The following is a 17,734-nucleotide window of genomic DNA, read 5'->3' as shown; positions in this document are numbered from 1 at the left end:
GGAAGGGCCGCTACGCTCCCGCCACGCCCGCCCGGCCGCCGGTGGGGGCGCTCGGGCGGGCGTGGTACGGGGGTCGTCGCGGGCCAAGCCCGGTCCGTTTCGGGTAGGGAAGCGACGCGGCGGGGCCGCCACGCGAACGCGGCGACCCCGTCGTCGATCAGTACTTGCGGTTGGGCAGAGCTTCCTTGGCCTGCTCGGTCGTGAAGGTGGTCTCCTCGGTCTCGATCCGAGCAGGCACCGTCTCGCCGGCCTTGACCTTCTTGGCCAGGTCCATCAGCTGCGGGCCGAGCAGCGGGCTGCACTCCGCGATGAAGTTGAACTTCCCGTCGGCGAGAGCCTGCATGCCGTCCTTGACAGCGTCGATCGTGATGATGGTGATGTCCTTGCCCGGCACCTTGCCAGCGGCGGTGATCGCCTCGAGCGCGCCCAGACCCATGTCGTCGTTGTGCGCGAACAACACGTCGATCTGCTTGTTGGCCTTGAGGAACTGCTCCATGACCTGCTTGCCGCCGGCCCGGGTGAAGTCACCCGTCTGAGAGGCGATGACCTTCAGGTTCGGGTTGGCGGCGATCGCCTCACCGAAGCCCTTCTTGCGGTCGTTCGCCGGCGCCGCGCCCGTGCTGCCCTGCAGCTCGACGATGTTCACCGGACCGGAGGCGGTCTTCTTCTGCTCGACCAGCCACTCGCCCGCGAGCCGGCCCTCCTTGACGAAGTCCGAGCCGAGGAAGGTCTTGTAGAGCGACTTGTCGGCCGAGTCCACCGAGCGGTCGGTCAGGATGACCGGGATGCCGGCGTCCTTGGCCTCCTTGAGCACGGTGTCCCACCCGGACTCCACCACCGGCGAGAAGGCGATCACGTCGACCTTCTGCTGGATGTAGTTGCGGATCGCCTTGATCTGGTTTTCCTGCTTCTGCTGCGCGTCGTCGAACTTCAGCTCGATGCCGGCCGCCGTGGCGGCCTCCTTGATCGAGATGGTGTTCGCGGTACGCCACCCGCTCTCCGCACCGACCTGGGAGAAGCCCATCGTGATCTTGCCGTCGTCCTTGGTGCCGCCGCCACCGCCGGTGTCACTGTTGCCACAGGCCGCCACGCCGCCGACCAGCAGCACGCTGGCGAGGACCGCGGCAGCGCGCCACCGAACGGACTGCGTTCGCATCTTTCCCATCGAATCTCCTTGGCTGGATGTGGTGGGTAACCGCGCCAACCGCCGAGGTGCGAGAAGCGGCGTACGCGGGTGGTGCGTGCTGGTGCGTCGTGGTGCAGACCGACGGGTCCCGGGTCTTCGGTGCAGGGTCAGGAACCCGCCGGTGCGACTGGTTGTTGGCCGTAGACGTTCTGGTAGCGGTCGTAGAGCGAGTCGATGTCGGCCTGCGCCATCGGGACCGGCTGCCCGAGGGTGTGGGCCAGGTGCGCGGTACGCGCCACGTCCTCGCACATGACCGCTGCCTTGACCGCCGCGCGGGCGTCGCGGCCGATGGTGAACACGCCGTGGTTGCGCATCAGCACCGCCGGCGAGCGGTGCCCGGCGAGCGTGGCGACGATGCCCTTGCCGATGTCGTCACCGCCGATCAGCGCGAACGGGCCGATCGGGATCTCCCCACCGAACTCGTCGGCCTGCGCGGTGAGGTGGCAGGGGATCGACTCCCCACACGCGGCCCAGGCGGTCGCGTACGAGCTGTGCGTGTGCACGACCCCACCGACCTCGGGCATGGCCCGGTAGACGTAGGCGTGGGCGGCCGTGTCGCTGGACGGGGCGAAGTCGCCCTCGACGAGAACGCCGTCGAGGTCGCACACCACCATCGTGGCCGCGGTGAGGTCGTCGTAGCTCACCCCACTCGGCTTGATCACCATCAGGTCCTGGCCGGGGACCCGCGCGGAGACGTTGCCGGACGTCCAGGCGACCAGGTTGTACCGGGTCAGCTCGGCGTGCAGGCGGGCCACGGTCTCGCGCAGCTCGGCGATCTGTCGGGTCACCTCGGCGTTCACGCCACCACCTCCAACGGGGCATCGTGGGTGGTCGCGGCGGTCTCGACCGCCGCGTTGCGGATCGCCCGCAGGCGGAGCATGACGTCGTTGCCGCCACGACCGAAGTGGTCGTGCAGCGTCCGGTACTCGGCGTAGAGGGCGTCGTAGGCGCGGGCCCGCTCGGGGTCCGGACGGTAGACGGCCTCGTGCACCCGACCCATGGCCTGCGACGCCTCGTGGATCGAGGGGAACTCACCGGCGGCGACGGCGGCGTGGATCGCCGAGCCCAGCGCCGGCCCCTGCGCCGAGGCGATGATGTTCAGCGGTCGCCTGGTCACGTCGGCGTAGATCTGCATCAGCAGCGCGTTGTTGGTCAGACCACCGGCGATCACCAGGTCGTTCACCGGGACCCCGGCGTCGACGAACGCTTCGATGATCATCCGGGTGCCGTACGCGGTGGACTCCAGCAGGGCCCGGTAGATGTCCGCCGGCCGGGTGGCCAGGGTCATGCCGACGATCATCCCGCTGAGGTCGTGGTTGACCAGAAGGGAACGGTTGCCGTTCCACCAGTCCAACGCGATCAGGCCGTGCGCGCCGACGGGCTGACTCGCGGCCAACTCGGTGAGGCGAACGTGTGAGTCGACCCCGGCCGGGGCGGCGTGCTCGACGAACCAGCCGAAGATGTCGCCGACACCGCTCTGCCCGGCCTCGTAACCCCACGCGCCGGGGCTGATGCCACCATCAACCACACCGCACATGCCGGCCACCTCGGCGACCTCCGCGCCGTTGACGACGTGACAGGTCGAGGTGCCCATGATGGCGACCAGCCGACCGGGCTGCACCGCCTGCGCGGACGCCGCGGTGACGTGCGCGTCGACGTTGCCGACGGCCACCGCGATTCCCTCCGGCAGGCCGGTCCAGGCGGCGGCCTGGGCGGTGAGCGCGCCGGCCCGGGCCCCGAGGGGCAGCAACGGGCCGTCCAGCTTGGCCACGAAGTCGCCGAAGTTGGGGTTGAGAGCGGTCAGGAAGCCCTCGGAGGGGTAGTGACCGTCCTGCAGGATGCCCTTGTAGCCGGCCGTGCAGACGTTGCGGGTCTCGGTGCCACAGAGCTGCCAGACGATCCAGTCGGCGGCCTCGATGAAGCGCTCGGCCCGGTCGTAGACCTCCGGGTCCTCCTCCAGGAGCTGCAGGCCCTTGGCGTACTGCCACTCGGCGGAGATCTTGCCGCCGTACCGGCCGATCCACGGCTCGGCCCGTTCGTGGGCGAGCGCGTTGATCCGGTCGGCGTGCGGCTGCGCGGCGTGGTGCTTCCACAGCTTCACCCAGGCGTGCGGTCGGTCGCGCAGCTCGGGCGTCTCGCAGAGCGGGGTGCCGTCGGCGAGCGTCGGCAGCACGGTGCAGGCGGTGAAGTCGATGCCGATGCCGACCACCGCCGCCGGATCCACCCCCGCGGCGGACAGTGCCGCCGGGACGGCGTACCTCAGCACGTCGCGGTAGTCCTGCGGGTTCTGCAGGGCCCAGTCCGGGGGCAGCGTTCGGCCTCCCGGGAGGGCGGTACTGATCACGCCATCGCCGTACTCGTGCACCGCGGTCCCCAACTCGGCACCATCGCCGACACGGACCACCAGAGCTCGCCCGGACAGGGTGCCATAGTCGACACCGACGACGTAGCGGTCGTCAGCTCCGTCCACACGGTTCATGTTCACCTCCACCGTTAACGGGGATAGTGTTAACGCTCACATCCAGCCTCGTCAAGACATCTACCCGCAACAGCTCCGTAACGGAACGCGAAAGGCGGGCCGACTCGGGAGGTAGATAGCGAACCGCCGCAGAACCACCATTTCGCCCTCAACTGCGGCATCCATCTGACGATTGGGGCCCGAGCCCGGTACGAGCGCCGCCCGGAGAGCCGCCAACAGGCGACGTGACAGGTCTGGTCCGCCGCACATTGCGACATCGCCGTCCGATAGCGGCCACTTCTCCCCCGGAGATGATGGCAGCGATAACATTCCCGAGGCGTCACGGTCGCGTGCTCGGATCCGCTCCACAGCCATCGATGACCATGCGGGCTCTTGGCTGAGCGCCCCGGCGGGCGAACCACCCGACGCGAAGCCGGGCGAGCGCCCGGTGTTATCGATAACATTCAACGTCTTGGTGTGCCCGCGCCACCCGGTCGCCCCGCGCGCGCCCGACGGCGCGTCGGGCGACCCGGAGGCGAAGCTCCGCTCGGGCTCTGTCACGTCGGAGGTCGCGGGCGGAGTGATCGACCGCGTTCGAACCGGGCCACCGCGGCCTGGTCGACCTCGGCCACCGCGGCCAACGCGACCACCGCGACCAACGCGGCCACCGCGGCCACCGCGCGGCCACCGCGGCCACCGCGGCCACCGCGGCCACCGCGGCCACCGCGCGGCCAACGCGGCCACCGCGCGGCCAACGTGGCCAACTGACGCTGGCTCAGGTCGCGCAGCTGTCGCTGGTGCCGCGCGGCAGCACCGAGCAGGGCGACAAGGCGAGTCGATGACATCCCGGCATGGTGGCCCACGGGCGAGATGCCCGCGATCCCGCTGCGGCAGGTCGGCCACTTGCGGCGCGATCCGCGCTCCCCGAAACGCCGAGCGCGTGACCTGGAGGGCCTCACTTCGATGAGCGTGATGTCTGTGAGTCATCGTGATGACTCACAGACATCACGCTCGTTGGCGGATGTGGTTCCAGCGCCCCGTCCCTGGCTAGCCGTTGAGCCTGACGGCCAACGGCGGCAGGCAGTCTGCGGCGGGGCGGCAGGGGCGAGGCGGGGCGAGGCTGGGTGGCAGAGGCGAGGCGGGGCGGGGCGGGGCTGGGTGGCAGGGGCGAGGCGAGGCGGGGTGCTTCCGGTTGCCGGGTCGAGCACGCACTCGCGCCGCCGACCCGCCGCCCGACCCCGCACTCGCGCCGCCGGTCGCGCGACGCCACGAGCCGGCGGTCCGACCCCTGTGGGCCGAGCCGCCGGCTCTCCGCTGCGGTGCTACCGGGACGTGCCGGTCGGATCAGGCCGTCCGGTTGCGGTTGTACAGGGACTTGGCCCACAGGAAGCTACCCACCGTGATGACGGCGCACCAGACGACCGCGATGATCCCGTTGGCGCCGATCCCGGTGCCCAGGAGCAGGCCGCGAAGGGTCTCCATGACGGGCGTGAAGGGCTGGTAGTCCGCGAACAGCCGCACGGCGGTCGGCATGGAGTCGGTGGGGACGAACCCGCTGCCGAGGAACGGCAGGAGGATCAGCGGCATGGGCAGGTTGCTCGCCGTCTCGACACTGTCACTGACCAGGCCGAGGGCGACGGACAGCCAGGTCAGCGCAAAGGTGATCATGGCGAGTACGCCGACCGCCGCGAGCCACTCGACCGCGTTGGCGTTGGGCCGGAACCCGACCAGCAGCGCCACGACGGTGACGGCCGCGAGGCTGAGCATGGTCTGCACCAGGCTGCCCAGTACGTGACCCGTCAGGACTGACGGTCGGACGATCGACATCGTGCGGAACCGGGCGATGATCCCCTCGGTCATGTCCATCGCGACCGAGATGGCGGTGCCCTGCGCGGCGCTGACCACTGTGATGAGCAGGATGCCGGGGGTGACGTAGTTGGCGTACTGGGAGCGGCCGCCGGACGGGCCGAGACCGGCGCCGAGCGTGCCGCCGAAGACGTAGACGAAGAGCAGCAGGATGATGATCGGGATGCCGATGAGCAGGAACGTCATCGACGGGTACCGCCGCATGTGCAGCAGGTTTCGCCGCAGCATGGTGCTCGAGTCGCGGACGGCGAGGGAGAGGGTGCTCATCGCGCAGGAGCCCTTTCGTTGTCGGGTCGGCTGGACCGGGTGTCGGGCTGCCCGGTGAGGGTGAGGAAGACGTCGTCGAGGTCGGGGGTGTGCACGGAGAGCCCCGCCACGCTGATCGAGGCGTGGTCGAGCTGATCGAGCAGGGATCGCAGCGACCCGACCCCTCCGTCACTCGGCACCTGGAGGGTGAGCGCCGCGTCGTCGCGGGTGGCGGCCTCGAACGTCCGGGCCGCCGAGTCGAGCCCCTCCTGGTCGGCGAACTGCAACACGACGTGGCCACCCGGGATGAGCCGCTTGAGCTCGCGCGGCGTGCCCTCGGCGATCAGCCGGCCGTGGTCGAGGAACGCCACCCGGTCGGCGAGCTGGTCGGCCTCCTCCAGGTACTGCGTGGTGAGCAGGATGGTCACGCCCTCGGCGGCGAGTGCGCGGATGATGTGCCACATGGCCCGGCGGCTACGTGGGTCGAGGCCGGTGGTCGGCTCGTCGAGGAAGATGACGCGGGGCTCGCCGACCAGGGTCATCGCGAGGTCGAGCCGGCGGCGCATGCCGCCGGAGTACGTGGACGCCGGCTTGCCCGCCGCCTCGGTCAGGTCGAACTGGTCGAGGAGGTCGGCGATCCGGCGCCGACCGGCGGCCCGGTCCAGGTGGCACAGGTCGGCCATCAGGGTCAGGTTCTCCCGACCGGTGAGCAGGTTGTCGACGGCGGAGAACTGGCCGGTGACGCCGATCAGCGCGCGTACCGCGTCGGGTTTCCGGGTCAGGTCGTGGCCGAAGACACGGGCGTTACCGCCGTCGGCGTCGATCAGGGTGGAGAGGATCTGCACGGTGGTGGTCTTGCCGGCGCCGTTCGGACCGAGCAACGCGAAGATGGTGCCCTCGGTGATCATCAGGTCGATGCCGTCCAGGACGACCTTGTCACCGTAGGACTTGCGCAGGTCGGTGGCGACGATCGCGGGGTTCATGGAACTGGTCATGGTCTCCTCTTCTGTGGTCGGCGGGGCGGTGGGTCAGGCGCGGCGGATCATGATGTCGCCGAAGGAGGTGTTCGCCCGGACCTCGACCGTCTCGTCGGTCTGCGCCGGGCTGTCGGTCGACTCCAGCGCGTTGTGCACACGGCCGTGCTTGGAACTGACGTCCAGCCAGGCGGCCGTCCCGCGACGGATGCCGACCTCGATGGCGCCGTAGGAGGTCTGCAACTCGACAGCTCCCCGGACGACCTCGCCCAGCCGGAGGTTGCCGTAGGCGGTACGGGCCGTCACCGAGGCCAGTGCGGTGTCCACTGTGACGTCGCCGTAGGCCGTGTTGATCCGGACAGCGCCGCCACCGCTACCGATCCAGCAGTCACCGGAGGAGTTCTTGATCTCGGCGCTGCCGTCGACGACTCCGAGACGCACCTTGCCGGACGACACCTTCACCCGGGCGGAGCCGAGGACTCGCTCGGCCGCGACCTCGCCGTGGCTGGAGTCGATGTCCAGCGGCCCGGTCTCGTCGAGCCGGATGTTGCCACCGGTCTTGATGCGGCACTCACCGAGCCGACCCTCGCAGCGGAACGCCGCCCACGACGACTCGGCCAGTACGCCCGATCCGGTCGGCAGCTCGATCAGGACGTCGACCGACGGCCCGGCACCGAACCCGTAGCGGCGCCAGCTCTTCGGCACCCTGACCACCAGCTGTCCGGCGGCGTACTCGACAGTGGTCTGCTCCGCGGCACTCAGGTCGGCCTTGCTCGACGGGTCGCGGGGCCGCACGGTCACCACCGTGTCGGTGCGGTCGCTGGCCGCGATCCACACGTCCCCGACCGGGATCTCGATCCGGGCGAAAATCGCTTCTGGCGTGTCGAAAACAGGCATGGTGGTCTCCCGAAAGGTGGTCGGCGAAGGTCGCCGCTGGTCAGCGGCGTGATGAGGTGGGGTACGAGGGGGGTTAGCGGGCCCAGCCGGTGAAGTGCTGGCCGGAGCGCGGCTCCGGACGGCGGGGCGGACGACGCTCCGCCTCGCCCCCACCGACGGCACCGGCGACGGCGCGCACCAACCAGGCGTTGACGGAGAGCCCGGCGCGCCCGGCGGCCTCCTCGACGCTGGCCTTCAGGTGGTCGGGCAGCCGCAGGTTGATCCGTGAGGTGCCGCCCTCGTCACCCTCGGGCGCGGACACCGGCACCGACAGCGGCGGCGGGCCACTGGGCTCGCTCGCCACCTCGCCCGGCGGGCTGGCCGGCGTCACGACGAAGTCGGGCTCGCGCCCGCGCAGCCGAACGTGCACCGAGCCCGGTGCGAGATCGCGGGTGATCTCGTCGGCCGCGTCGGACAGCGCTTCGAGCAGCGTGAGACGGGTGGCCGCTTCCAACTGCGCGAAGAGTCGTTCGGCCAACGCCCGGGCCTCCGGGTCCACGCCCTCGGCGGCCACGGCGAACTCGTTACGTAGGTTCTCGACGTATGACCTCAGCTCCATGGCACCATAATGGCACCACTTTGGCTCAGGGTGCAACAGTCGTGGCTCAGCAAGATGCCACCACCTGGCCCCGCCGGGGGTCAGTCACGTCTCAGAGGTCGCCGAAAAGCCTCCGGACCAGGTGATTCGCGTCCTCCTGGCTCAATCCGGAGGCGACCAGGAGGTCACTGACGGTCGTCCGGACCTGCGCCACCACCACCGCGCCGGAGAAGCCGACACCGTCCCGATAGGCGTGCCCGGCCGTCCGGACCGCCCGCAGCGCCTGCTCGCGGGCCCGGTTCGGCTCGGCGCCGGCGGCGAACTGCCGCTTCAACAGGCGGACCGCCTCGGCGAGATCCGCCACCGCCGTCGGCAACGACTCCGGTACCGGTTCGCCGTCCTCGATGAGCGTCACCGACCGTCGGATCAGGGTGCCGCTGTTGCGCATCGCCCGGTCGATCGGCTCCGCCGCCTGCGCGTAGCGGCCCACCGGCCCGCGCCGCTGATGCCAGTACACCGGCGACAGGGTGCTCGCCTCCCGGGCGCCCTGGGTCGCCTCGACGAACGCCTTCAACCGGCCCGCGCTCTGCCGCAGCTCACCCCGGGCGGTACGGGCCCGAGCGGCATCCCGCTCGGTCAGCGCCTCGGCGGTGGCGTCGAGCTGGGTCGCCAGGAGGTCCAACGCCGGGCGCGCGGCCCGGTTGAGCACCCGCAACGGGTTCAGCGGTAGCAACACGGCGGTGACCAGCAGCGCCACCCCTCCCCCGACGAGCGCGTCCACGAAACGGGGGATCTCCAGATCCCGGACGGCCGGGCTGAGCGTGGCGATGAGCACCGCCGTCGCCCCCGCCTGGATCACCACCGCCGCGCTACCCGCGAGGAAGAGCGCGACGACGATCGCCAGCACGACGATCAGGGCGAGCTGCCACCATCCGGTGCCGATCACCACAAGGAGCAGGTCGCCGATCAGCACGCCGACGGTGACCCCGATGATCAGCTCGACGGTGCGACGCAGACGCTGGCCGACAGACGCGGCGAGCGTCGAGACCGCGGAGATCGGCGCGAAGACCGGCTGCGACACCTGCAGCAGCGAATGCGCCACGAACCAGGACAGTCCGGCGGCCAGGCCGGCCTGCAGGGCGAGGCCGCCGATGGTCCGTACCCGCCGTACCCGCTCGCGTAAGGCGGCCACCACGCGGTCCAGGAGCCGGACGACGGTCGAGGGGCCCGCGTCCGCTCCGCGCCGACCGGCAGCGACCATGGCGGCACCTACCCCGCCACGACCGGCTCAATCCTCGCCCGGCACGGCCCGGCCGTCCTCAGCGCGAGGTGAGCGTCTCCTCGGCGTACGCCCAGAGCCGGTCGGCCGCGGTCGGGTCCAACGCGTGGGCGGCGACTCCGCCGGTGGCGTCGGGACCCCCGGGGATGACCTCGGCCTCCTGGTTGTCGTCGAAGTACCGACCGCCGACCCCGTCGAGCAGGGGTGAGCCGGCGAGCAGGACCGTGGTCGACGCGCCCTGGTCGGGCTTCTTGTAGTACTCCGCCTCGATGAGGTTGCCCGCCTCGTCCATCGCGCCCATCGCCCGCATCGTGTCGTCGTCGATGTGGCGCTGGAGGTTGGTGAAGATGTAACCGGGGTTGAGGGCGTTCGCGGTGATCCCGTCCCTCGCCCACTGGCGGGTGATTCCCACCGCGAGCAGGACCTCGGCGGTCTTCGACTGACCGTAGGCCGACCACGGGTCGTACGGGCGCTGCTCGAACTGCGGGTCGTCGAAGTCGAACGGCGCGGCAAGGTGCGCACCGGAGCTGACCATCACGACCCGTGCCGCCTCGGCGGCCCGCAGACTGTCGTGCAGCCCCAGGGCCAGCGCGAAGTGGCCGAGGTGGTTCGTCGCGAGCTGGAGTTCCCAGCCCACGGCGGTCAGCTGGCGGGTCGGGATCGCCATGATTCCGGCGTTGGCCACCAGCACGTCGAGTGGGCCCTGCCAGGCCGCGACGAAGGCGTCGACCGACGCCAGGTCGGAAAGGTCGAGGGCGGACGACCGGACCGTGCCCACCGTGGCATCGGTGGCGAACTCCTCGGCGAGCCGGTCGGCCGCCCGAGGATTCCGGGTCGCGATGGTGACCTCGGCGCCGGCCCCGGCCAACGCGCGCACCGTCTCCACACCGATGCCGGACGCGCCCCCGGTGACGATCATCCGCCGTCCGGTGAGGTCGAAACCGTGGAGGACCTCGGCGGCCGTGGTGCGGGCGGTGAACGGGGTGGTGAGGCGTGGATTCGCTGTCATGAAACCCAGGCTACGAACGCGCGGGTCGGACTGCCTATAGTCTAGAGTCCTTCATACTTTCGTGAGCGTCCAGAAGAGGTGGGGATGGATCCGCTGGAGGATGTCCTGGCCCTGCTCGGCGCGACGAGCCACGTCTCCGCCGGTCTGGTCGGAGGCGGACGCTGGGCAGTCGGTTTCGACCCGCCGGCCGGGGTCAAGTTCAACGCCGTCCGGCGGGGACGATGTTGGCTGCGGGTCGACGGCCACGCCGAGCCCATCGACATCGGTGCGGGCGACTGCTTCCTGCTGACCCGACCGGCGGCCTACACCCTCTTCAGCGATCCCGAGGTGCCGGTCCAGCCCGCGTACCCCATCTTCGCCGCCGCTACCGACGGTGTGGCGCACGCCGGCGACGGCGACGACGTGTTCCTCATCGGCGGCGCTTTCACCCTTGGTGGGCGGGCACGCAGCCTTCTGCTGGACAACCTTCCACCGGTCATCCACGTGCCCGCCGACACCCCGGAGGCCGGGACCGTCCAGTGGGCCCTCGGCGAGATCGACGCGGAACTGCGATCGACGCGACTCGGCTCCCACCTCGTCGCCGAGCATCTGGCGCTCGTCCTGCTGATCCGGATCCTTCGGCTGCACCTGGCCCGTGACGAGCGGCCCGGCTCCGGGTGGCTGGCCGGTCTCACCGACCCGGTGGTCGCTCCCGCGCTGCGCGCGATGCACGAGCGGCCCGCGCACCCGTGGACGGTGGACGAGGTCGCCCGGGCGGCGACCGTCTCCCGGTCGACGCTGGCGGCCCGCTTCAAGAAGATCGTCGGGGCGGGCCCGCTGGAGTACCTGACCGGGTGGCGGATAGAGCTCGCGGCCGACCGCATCCGGCGCAGCTCCGACACCGTCGCCACCATCGCCCAGGCCGTCGGGTACGGCTCGGAGAGCGCGCTGAGCGTGGCCTTCAAGCGCACCACCGGCCTCTCGCCGCGCGCCTACCGCACCGAGTTGGCAAAGTCGGCCCGGACCGACGTACCGGAGCAGACGGTGACCGCCGGTCGGGCCCTGCCGGGGCGGTAGCACCCCGCCGGCGGAGATTGGCGGCGGCCGGAGCGGGTAGACGCGGCTCTGCCGTTACCGGCGACCCGGCGCGTGGCATCGGCGCCGGATCACGGACAAGGGCTGCGAGACGCTCGGGGGGACGTCGGATGGATCAACGCGGTTGAGTGGGCCGGACAGCTCCGGTGACGTCGTGGAGCTGCGGGTCCACGGAGTCTCCGGCGCGAGCGCCGCGCAGGTGCTGGACCTGCAACAGACCGCGCAGGTCGCCGGTGACCGCAGTGGCGGGTTCTACCGGCCCCGCCCCCGGTACTCGGAGAGCACCGGGGCACACGGGGTGACGCGGGAGGCGTACCGCTGGGGTGACCTGCCCTCCGGGACGGTGGCCCGCACCCTGGCGGTGGTCTTCCTGCTCCCCTTCATGCTGGTCAACGTCGCGATCTGGATGCGCCCGGCGAACCCCGGTTCCGAAGCGGTGGTCAAGTCCCTCTGCCGGGTGCTGGCGCTCACGCTCACCGTGCTGTACGTGCTCGCCATCGTCGGCGTCGCCCTGGATCTCGTCGGCTGGAAATGCCTGGCCTCCCCCGACTGTCTGGCCGGACGCAGTTGGTTGTCCTGGTTGGGTGGACGGCCGGTCGGACTGCGGCTGGCGGTGCTCGCGCTCGTCCCGGCCGCCGCGATCGGCCTCATCTGGCGGGTAAGTTGCCGGCCGGGCCGGACGTTCGAAGCGTTTCGCGAACCCGATCAGAGCATCTCCGCGTCCCGCCTCGGCACTGTCGGTCAGTGGGACGCCGAGCCGCTGGTGGGCCGGTTGCGCGCCATCCACGTCACGGCGGCCTTCGCGACGCTGGACCTCGCCCTGCTCCTGGCCCGCGCCGCGAGTGGCGGTTCGGCGGCCACGATCGCGCTCACGGCGGCCACGGGGGTGATCATGACCGGCTGCGTGGCGCTGCTCTGCACACCGCCGCTGATGGACAGGGCCCCCGGCGACAAGCGGCTCGACCGGGTCACCCGTACCCTCCGGACCGCTGCCATCCTCCTGACCGTCGCCGTCGTGGCGCATGTGCTGACCAGTCCGCAACCCTGGCCGGAGGAGCAGGCGCTCCCCGGCTACGACCCGACCCTGGCCGGTCTGTTCGTGTCCCAGACGACGCTGTTGGTCGCCCTGGGCGTGGTGCTGCTCTGGCACTGGCGCCGGGAGCACGGCGCCACCCCGCTGTTCGGTCTGGGTGCTCTCGTGGTCGCGGCCACCGGAATCAGCATGGCGGTGGCGTACTCCGCCGAACTGGTCTACCGGGTGGCGGACTACCTGGACCGCGACGTGTCGACCGGCGAGGGCATCGCCTCCGGTCCGCCCCGGGCCTACACCTGGGCCATCTTCGGCTTCTTCCGCGCCCTGCTGGTCACGGTGATCGTCGCTGGCCTCGTCGTCCTGATCTCCCGCCGGGGTCGACGCCGGGCCGGGGCGGCGATAGTCGCACGCGACTTCCCGGACCCGCCGGCCGAGGCAGGGCGCCGACTGCGGCAGGTCCGAGACGCGATAGCCCGGGCTCGTTTCACCGAGAAGCTGGTGCCGCTGGCCGTGCTCTACGGCTGTCTCGCCGGGCTCGCCACCGCCACCACCACCGTCGGTCTTCTGGGGCAGTTCCCGGGCGACGTCATCGAACAGACCCTGGGGCTGCCGGCCGACGTGGTCACGTTCGGTATCGCGTTCGGCAGCTGGGTGATCGCGGCGATCATTCTCGGGCTGATCATCGGGGGCATCTTCGCGTACCGGACCGAGCCGTACCGCAGGTACATCGGTGTGCTCTGGGACCTTGGCACCTTCTGGCCCCGGGCCGCCCACCCGTTCTCACCGCCCTGCTACTCGGAGCGGGCCGTGCCGGAACTGGCCCGCCGGATCACCTACCTCGTCGAACGCGGCGACGCGGTGCTGCTCACCGGGCACAGCCACGGCTCGGTCCTGCTCGCCGCCACGGTGCTCCAACTGCCGCCGCAGATCGGCGACCGGGTCGCCCTGCTCACCCACGGATCACCGCTGCGCCGCCTCTACGCACGGCTCTTTCCCGCCTACGTCGACGACACAGCACTGCACGAGATCGGCCGCCGGGTGGGTTGGCGCTGGGTGAACCTGTGGCGCGACACCGACCCGATCGGCGGCTGGATCTTCTCCCCGCGTACCTCACCCGCGGCGGCCACCACCGACGACCCGGCTACCAGGGTGGATCGCCGGCAGCGTGATCCCCTCGACGTGGTGGCGCCCCCCGGAGACAGCGTCGCCCCACCCATCCACGGACACTGGCCGGGCGAGTCCGACGAGCCGTTCATCGAGGCGGTACGGGAGTTGGTGCGGCGCCTCGGTGGGCGGGCCGGCCCGCCCGGGACGCCGGGGTAGCGGGCCGGGCGGGCCGGCTCAGTCTCCCCGGCCCGCCCGCGTACGCCAGTCGTCCAGAGCGGTGCCGGCGAGGCGGGCACCGCCGGCCGGGACGAGCGATCCTTCGCCCAGCTTGGCGCCGAAGTACCGGGCGTCGGGGTCGGCCACCACCGAACGACGGTCCTGCTGGTCGGCGAGGAGGGTTCGGCCCAGCTCGTCGAGGCGGAACTGCTCCGGGCCGGCGACCTCGACCACGGAGTTCGTCGGCGCGCCGAGCGCGACCTCGGCGACCGCGGCCGCGACGTCGTCCGCGGCCATCGGCTGAATGAGCACCGGCGCGAGGTGCACGGTGTCGCCGTCCGTGGCGGTGTCGATGATGCCCTTGAGGAACTCGAAGAACTGGGTGGCGTGCACCACCGAGTACGGAAGGCCGGACGCGACGATGAGCTTCTCCTGGGCAACCTTCGCGCGCATGTAACCGCTGTCCGGGATCCGGTCGCATCCCACTATGGAGAGCGCCACGTAGTGGTTCACCCCGGCGCCGGACGCGGCGGCGAGGAGCGTCCGGGTCGAGGTCTCGAAGAATTCCAGTACGGCGGCGTCCTCGAACGACGGCGAGTTCGACACGTCGACGACGACCTCGGCGCCGGTGAGCGCCTCGGCCACCCCTTCGCCGGTCAGGGTGTTGACGCCCGTCTTCGGCGATGCCGGCACCGCCTCGTGGCCCTGTGCGCCGAGGCGCTCCACGAGCTTGGAACCGATGAGGCTGCTGCCACCGATGACGACGATCTTCATGGTCGTACCACGTCCTGTCTGCACTGGATTGGATCGTGCTGCCAACCAGTAAGACGGAAAGCGTGCACGGATGCAGGACAATCGCCGGAGAACAGTTCGACGGAGATCAGGAGGTCGACGTGGCCACGGTGTCCCACCCGGTGTTCGCCCGGGTCTACGAGCGACTCAGCGTCGCCATGGACCGCGCCGGCACTGCGGCGTTCCGGCGGGAGCTGGTCGCCGGCCTGTCCGGCCGGGTGATCGAGATCGGTGCGGGCAACGGGCTGATGTTCGCCCACTACCCGCCGGGGGTGACCCAGGTCCACGCGGTCGAACCGGAGCGGCGTCTGCGTGCCGCCGCCGAGCGCGCCGCGTCGACCGCGCCGGTTCCGGTGACTGTCGTCGACGGTCTGGCCGAGGCGCTGCCCGCCGGGGACGGCGAGTTCGACGCGGCGGTGGTCGCGTTGGTGTTGTGTACGGTGCCCGATCAGGCGAGCGCGTTGGCCGAGATCAGCCGGGTGCTGCGCCCCGGAGGCGAGGTGCGGTTCTTCGAGCACGTCGCCGCCGAAGGGGCCGGTGGTCTGCACCGCGCCCAGCGACTCCTCGACGCCACACTGTGGCCGAAGCTGTTCGCCGGCTGCCACACCAACCGTGACACCGTCGCCGCCATCGGCGCGGCCGGCTTCGAGGTGCAGCAGCTGCGCAGGTTCCGTTTTCCGGCCACCAGCAACAGCCCGTCCTCCCCCTGCGCCCTCGGCCGCGCGATCAGGCCGATCCCGGCCGTTCAGCGATAGAACGCGAACGCGAAGGTCGATCCAATTCAGATAGTTACGACTTGGCCATTGTCCCGTTTTGCCCTCATTTGAACACCGGACGTGATGTGGTGGTCAGCGCGCTTATCGGCGCCATACAGGCCGTATCACGCAGGACGCCACTCGCTGACGTCTCCTGCGAGTAGTACCCACGGAGGGTGTTCTGTGACAGCTAAACCTAAGAATTGGCTACGGCGGCGAGTGGTCCTGCCGTCACTCGCGGCTGGCGCAGCCGCCACTGTGGCAGCCAGCCTGCTGCTCTTCAGCTCGACCGCCGCCAACGCCGCGGACGCACCGGTCAATCTCGGAACGGCGGCTGACTTCTCCGTCCTGGCCGGAGCGGAGCCCACAAACACCGGCCCCAGCTTCCTGGCCCAGAGTCTCGGGCGGTTCCCCGGAAACACCGCGTCCGGCTTCGGAACGGCAACCATCGGCGGCGAGGTGCACCTCGGCGACGCTGTCGCGCTCCAGGCCCAGAGCGATCTGACCATCGCCTTCAACGACGCCGCCGGCCGAACCCCGTTCACCAACCTTCCGGCGGAACTCGGCGGCAACACGCTCAACGCCGGGGTCTACCGGATCGGGGCGGCCCAACTGACCGGACCGTTGACGCTCAACGGCCAGGGCGACCCGGCGGCCGTGTTCATCTTCCAGGTCGACTCCTCGCTGACGACGGCGTCGAACAGCAGCGTCGTCCTGATCAACGGGGCGTCGGCCTGCAACGTGTTCTGGAAGATCGGCAGCTCGGCGACGATCGGCACGGGCACCACGTTCGTGGGCACCATCATGGCTCAGGCCGCGATCACGATGGCCACTGGCGCGACCCTGCAGGGCCGCGCGCTGGCGCGCACCGCCGCCGTCACACTCGACACCAACGTCATCACCGCACCGATCTGCGCCGGGCCGACGGGCCCGCCCGGACCGACCGGCCCACCCGGGCCCACCGGTCCGCCCGGCCCGTCCGGTCCGCCCGGCAGCCCGGGAGCACCTGGCAGCCCCGGAGCACCCGGCAGTCCCGGAGCACCCGGCAGCCCGGGAGCACCCGGCAGCCCCGGAGCACCTGGCAGCCCCGGAGCACCTGGCAGCCCGGGAGCACCTGGCGCACCCGGTAGTCCCGGAGCGCCCGGTAGTCCCGGAGCGCCCGGTAGCCCCGGCGCACCTGGTCCGTCCGGACCCCCCGGACCTCCCGGTCGACCTGGTGGCGGCGGCAAGCACCCCATCCTGCCGGTCACCGGCGGCGATGCGGTCCCGACCATGACCGGTATCGGAAGTGTGATGGTCGTGCTGGGCGCTGTCGCGTTCTTCCTGGCCAGGCGTCGACGCCTGGAATCCTGATCGGTGGCCCGGCCGGTGTGATCCCGGCCGGGCCACGTCACGTCGTGGGGCCCCCCCCCCCCCCGGGGGGGGCCCCCCCCCCCCCGGGGGGGGGCCCCCCCGACGCGTCCGCCATGGACGGTCAGTCGACAATCCCCAGCTCGCGCATGACCTCGCCTTCCCACTCGTGGGACAGGTAGAGCAGGATCTGTGGTCGGGGTCGCCGAGGCGTAGGACGGAGGTCGGTGCGTCAAAGGCGGGGCAGCGCGGCCAGCCAGACCTCCATCTCCGCCGGGGAGCGCAGTAACACCACGGGCGGCGCGGACGGGTCGGCCTGCCAGGCCCGCATCCGCCGTCGGGCGCGGCCGAACGCGGTGACGTGCCACACCAGGATCGAGTCCGGGGACAGCACACTGCTCAGCGACTCGCGGTTGCCGTTGCAGATCACCTCGCCGGTGACCAGCCGGCGGACGGTGCGGCGGAGCAACCGCCCGAACGACAGCCACCGTGGATAGTCAAGGCCGACGACCAGATCGGCGCGGGCCATCGGGACGTCCCGCCAACCGTGGTACGCCCCGTCGATGATCCAGCGGTCCCGTCGGCAGATCTCCTCGATCCGGCTGCGTTGCTGGGCGACCGGCACCTCGACCCAGCCCGGTTGCCAGAGCAGGTCGTCCACCGGATACCAGTGCAGTCCGAGGTGTTCGGCCAATCGCGCCGCGAGGGTGGACTTGCCGGAGCCGTACACCCCGTAGACCAGGATGCGACGCGGTGCGCTCATCGCGGCAGCGTACGTCGTGAAGAAAAATCAGTTGTCGTGCCTGGCGCGCCTCGACCAGAGTGACGTCCATGACGTACTGACGGACTCCACCCCTGCTCCGCGCCACCGGTGATGCCTCCCGGGGGCCGTGACGCCGTCCGCTTTTCACGTTG

The 17,734-nt window shown here is 71.0% G+C and carries 16 protein-coding genes; 4 read left to right on the top strand and 12 right to left on the bottom strand.

Annotated elements, in window-relative coordinates:
• Window positions 1–157: 157 nt before the first annotated feature.
• From ACIBEF_RS10740 to ACIBEF_RS10695, 10 genes are all read right to left on the bottom strand, one after another.
• Window positions 158–1,165, bottom strand: coding sequence for an ABC transporter substrate-binding protein (locus tag ACIBEF_RS10740; RefSeq protein ID WP_387352983.1), 1,008 nt, complete (start codon window positions 1,163–1,165; stop codon window positions 158–160).
• Between the two features lie 128 nt (window positions 1,166–1,293).
• Window positions 1,294–1,986, bottom strand: coding sequence for an L-ribulose-5-phosphate 4-epimerase (locus tag ACIBEF_RS10735; protein ID WP_238686382.1), 693 nt, complete (start codon window positions 1,984–1,986; stop codon window positions 1,294–1,296).
• A complete protein-coding gene (araB, locus tag ACIBEF_RS10730) occupies window positions 1,983–3,665 on the bottom strand; it encodes a ribulokinase (protein WP_396793001.1) in 1,683 nt (560 codons plus the stop codon). The genes ACIBEF_RS10735 and araB overlap by 4 nt, the downstream gene beginning before the upstream one ends.
• A gap of 536 nt (window positions 3,666–4,201) precedes the next feature.
• The gene (locus ACIBEF_RS10725) at window positions 4,202–4,489 is read right to left on the bottom strand and encodes a hypothetical protein (protein ID WP_396793000.1); all 288 of its coding nucleotides are present in this window, start codon (window positions 4,487–4,489) and stop codon (window positions 4,202–4,204) included.
• Window positions 4,490–4,988: 499 nt separating this feature from the next.
• On the bottom strand, window positions 4,989–5,777 hold the full coding sequence (locus tag ACIBEF_RS10720) for an ABC transporter permease (protein ID WP_396792998.1): 789 nt from the start codon (window positions 5,775–5,777) through the stop codon (window positions 4,989–4,991).
• Window positions 5,774–6,751, bottom strand: coding sequence for an ATP-binding cassette domain-containing protein (locus ACIBEF_RS10715; RefSeq protein ID WP_396792996.1), 978 nt, complete (start codon window positions 6,749–6,751; stop codon window positions 5,774–5,776). Before ACIBEF_RS10715 ends, ACIBEF_RS10720 begins: the two co-directional genes overlap by 4 nt.
• Window positions 6,752–6,784: 33 nt before the next feature.
• Window positions 6,785–7,627 (bottom strand): DUF4097 family beta strand repeat-containing protein, encoded by an 843-nt coding sequence (locus ACIBEF_RS10710; RefSeq protein ID WP_396792994.1) that lies wholly within the window; start codon window positions 7,625–7,627, stop codon window positions 6,785–6,787.
• Between the two features lie 73 nt (window positions 7,628–7,700).
• Complete coding sequence (locus ACIBEF_RS10705) at window positions 7,701–8,225, bottom strand: hypothetical protein (protein ID WP_355498813.1); 525 nt, start codon at window positions 8,223–8,225, stop codon at window positions 7,701–7,703.
• A gap of 91 nt (window positions 8,226–8,316) precedes the next feature.
• A complete protein-coding gene (locus ACIBEF_RS10700) occupies window positions 8,317–9,465 on the bottom strand; it encodes an FUSC family protein (RefSeq protein ID WP_396792992.1) in 1,149 nt (382 codons plus the stop codon).
• A 58-nt stretch (window positions 9,466–9,523) separates the two neighbouring features.
• Window positions 9,524–10,492 carry an SDR family NAD(P)-dependent oxidoreductase gene (locus ACIBEF_RS10695; protein ID WP_396792990.1) on the bottom strand — a complete coding sequence of 323 codons (969 nt, stop codon included), beginning with the start codon at window positions 10,490–10,492 and terminating at the stop codon, window positions 9,524–9,526.
• Between the two features lie 84 nt (window positions 10,493–10,576).
• On the opposite strand from ACIBEF_RS10695, the gene ACIBEF_RS10690 reads away from it, so the two are divergent.
• Together ACIBEF_RS10690 and ACIBEF_RS10685 are read left to right on the top strand one after the other, a co-directional pair.
• Window positions 10,577–11,548: an AraC family transcriptional regulator gene (locus tag ACIBEF_RS10690; protein ID WP_396792988.1), complete on the top strand. Its 972-nt coding sequence runs from the start codon at window positions 10,577–10,579 to the stop codon at window positions 11,546–11,548.
• Between the two features lie 142 nt (window positions 11,549–11,690).
• Window positions 11,691–13,922 carry a hypothetical protein gene (locus ACIBEF_RS10685; RefSeq protein WP_396792986.1) on the top strand — a complete coding sequence of 744 codons (2,232 nt, stop codon included), beginning with the start codon at window positions 11,691–11,693 and terminating at the stop codon, window positions 13,920–13,922.
• A gap of 18 nt (window positions 13,923–13,940) precedes the next feature.
• Here ACIBEF_RS10685 and ACIBEF_RS10680 read toward each other — a convergent pair whose 3' ends face one another.
• The gene (locus ACIBEF_RS10680) at window positions 13,941–14,720 is read right to left on the bottom strand and encodes an SDR family oxidoreductase (protein WP_396792984.1); all 780 of its coding nucleotides are present in this window, start codon (window positions 14,718–14,720) and stop codon (window positions 13,941–13,943) included.
• A 95-nt stretch (window positions 14,721–14,815) separates the two neighbouring features.
• Between ACIBEF_RS10680 and ACIBEF_RS10675 the strand changes: the two genes are divergently transcribed.
• Window positions 14,816–15,469 carry a class I SAM-dependent methyltransferase gene (locus tag ACIBEF_RS10675; protein ID WP_396792983.1) on the top strand — a complete coding sequence of 218 codons (654 nt, stop codon included), beginning with the start codon at window positions 14,816–14,818 and terminating at the stop codon, window positions 15,467–15,469.
• 183 nt (window positions 15,470–15,652) lie between these two features.
• Window positions 15,653–16,822: an ice-binding family protein gene (locus ACIBEF_RS10670; protein WP_396792981.1), complete on the top strand. Its 1,170-nt coding sequence runs from the start codon at window positions 15,653–15,655 to the stop codon at window positions 16,820–16,822.
• 229 nt (window positions 16,823–17,051) lie between these two features.
• On the opposite strand, the gene ACIBEF_RS10665 is transcribed toward ACIBEF_RS10670, so the two are convergent.
• Window positions 17,052–17,582 carry an AAA family ATPase gene (locus ACIBEF_RS10665; RefSeq protein WP_396792979.1) on the bottom strand — a complete coding sequence of 177 codons (531 nt, stop codon included), beginning with the start codon at window positions 17,580–17,582 and terminating at the stop codon, window positions 17,052–17,054.
• Window positions 17,583–17,734: the final 152 nt, after the last annotated feature.

The sequence above is a fragment of the Micromonospora sp. NPDC050795 genome (genome assembly GCF_044456785.1).
Lineage (GTDB): Bacteria > Actinomycetota > Actinomycetes > Mycobacteriales > Micromonosporaceae > Micromonospora.
The sequence above is the reverse complement of the archived record's forward strand: the minus strand, read 5'-3'. Positions and strand labels throughout refer to the sequence as shown.

Bases quoted from the DNA above. Each gene is read 5' to 3' on its own strand.
- ACIBEF_RS10740 (WP_387352983.1), bottom strand. From the start codon at position 1,165: ATGGGAAAGATGCGAACGCAGTCCGTTCGGTGGCGCGCTGCCGCGGTC.
- araB (WP_396793001.1), bottom strand. From the start codon at position 3,665: ATGAACCGTGTGGACGGAGCTGACGACCGCTACGTCGTCGGTGTCGAC.
- ACIBEF_RS10725 (WP_396793000.1), bottom strand. From the start codon at position 4,489: ATGTCATCGACTCGCCTTGTCGCCCTGCTCGGTGCTGCCGCGCGGCAC.
- ACIBEF_RS10720 (WP_396792998.1), bottom strand. From the start codon at position 5,777: ATGAGCACCCTCTCCCTCGCCGTCCGCGACTCGAGCACCATGCTGCGG.
- ACIBEF_RS10715 (WP_396792996.1), bottom strand. From the start codon at position 6,751: ATGACCAGTTCCATGAACCCCGCGATCGTCGCCACCGACCTGCGCAAG.
- ACIBEF_RS10710 (WP_396792994.1), bottom strand. From the start codon at position 7,627: ATGCCTGTTTTCGACACGCCAGAAGCGATTTTCGCCCGGATCGAGATC.
- ACIBEF_RS10705 (WP_355498813.1), bottom strand. From the start codon at position 8,225: ATGGAGCTGAGGTCATACGTCGAGAACCTACGTAACGAGTTCGCCGTG.
- ACIBEF_RS10700 (WP_396792992.1), bottom strand. From the start codon at position 9,465: ATGGTCGCTGCCGGTCGGCGCGGAGCGGACGCGGGCCCCTCGACCGTC.
- ACIBEF_RS10695 (WP_396792990.1), bottom strand. From the start codon at position 10,492: ATGACAGCGAATCCACGCCTCACCACCCCGTTCACCGCCCGCACCACG.
- ACIBEF_RS10690 (WP_396792988.1), top strand. From the start codon at position 10,577: ATGGATCCGCTGGAGGATGTCCTGGCCCTGCTCGGCGCGACGAGCCAC.
- ACIBEF_RS10665 (WP_396792979.1), bottom strand. From the start codon at position 17,582: ATGAGCGCACCGCGTCGCATCCTGGTCTACGGGGTGTACGGCTCCGGC.